Raw genomic sequence first — 1,283 nt, forward strand, 5'->3', positions numbered from 1 at the left:
GCCTGGTTGGCGATGTTCACCGGGTCCTGGTCAAAGCTCGCGGAATAGCCCGCCGGGGCGGTCGTATCCTTGAGGAAGGCGGTCGTCGCCGAAGAACTGTTGCCAGAGCTGTCGGTGACCTCGGCGGTCAGGGTGATGGTGCCGTCCGCCAGCCCGGAAAGGTCGAGCGCGCCGGACCAGCTGTGGAAGGCGCCGGGACCGGCGGTCAGGCCGGTGGTGACGGAGACGGAGCCCGCCGCGCCATCGGTGGCGGTGATGACCACCTGCACCGCGTCCGCCGCGTTCAGGGCGACGCCGGAGGCGGTGAATGCCGCCGCCTCGGCGGCGTTCACGGCGTTGGCATAGAGGCTGTCGGCCACGGTGGGATCGGGGTCCTGGATCTCGATCGAGGGGGCCAGCCCGTCCTTGGTGATCGTGGTCACGGCAGGAACCGCCGGGTTGCCCGCCGCGTCCGTGACATCGGCGGAGAGGTCATAGTCGCCGTCGGCCAGGGCCGAGATGTCGAAGCTCAGGCTGTAGGTGCCGCCGTTGACCGCAGCCTCGCGGTAGTAAACCGCCGCGCCGCCGGTATCGCGCAGGATCAGGCGCACGATGGTGCCGTCGACCACGCCCGTCGCCGTGCCCGAGACGGTGAAGGCCCCTGCCTCGGCGGTGTTGACGACGTCATCGCCCGCGATCGGCGTGTCGATGGTGACGGTCGGAATGCCCGTGTCCTTGCTGGCCGAGATGGAGGCCTGGGGCGCCGGGTTGCCTGCCGGGTCGGAGGCGTCCGCGGTCACGGTCAACGGTCCGTCCGCCAGCCCCGAAAGATCCAGCGTGAGGGACCAGGCATTGCCCGTGATGGTCGCGGTTCCCGAGACGACGCCCGCGGCGCCATCGGAGACGGCGACGCTGACGACGGTGCCGTTCGGCAGATCGACCGACCCGCCGGAGACCGTCACCGAGGCGGCCTCGGCGGCGTTGACCACACCGTCACCGGCCAGCGGCGTGTCGATGGCGAGGGCGGTGGGCGCGGTTGCGTCCTTGGTCGTCGTGTCGGTGGCATCGGGGCCGACATTGGTGGCCGCGTCGGTCAGGACCACGGTCAGGGTCAGCGTGCCGTCCGGCAGGCTGCTGACGTCGATGCCGGTGATCGTGTCGGTCGCCGATACGATTGTGCCGCTGCCGGTCACGCTGCCTGCGCCGCCATCGGAGGTGATGGTATAGGCGTAGTCCGCCCCCACTTCGGCCGCCGCGAAGCTAAAGCTGACCGCCGCCTGGTTGGCGATGTTCACCGGGTCCTG

The 1,283-nt window shown here is 70.4% G+C and carries 1 protein-coding gene; it reads right to left on the reverse strand.

What is annotated here, in order from left to right:
- Nucleotides 1-1,283 (reverse strand): Ig-like domain-containing protein (locus PVW46_RS14125; RefSeq protein ID WP_274576306.1); only part of this gene is annotated, 1,283 nt, incomplete at both ends.

Source organism: Mameliella sp. AT18, assembly GCF_028807275.1.
In the GTDB taxonomy this organism is placed as follows: Bacteria; Pseudomonadota; Alphaproteobacteria; order Rhodobacterales; family Rhodobacteraceae; genus Antarctobacter; species Antarctobacter albus.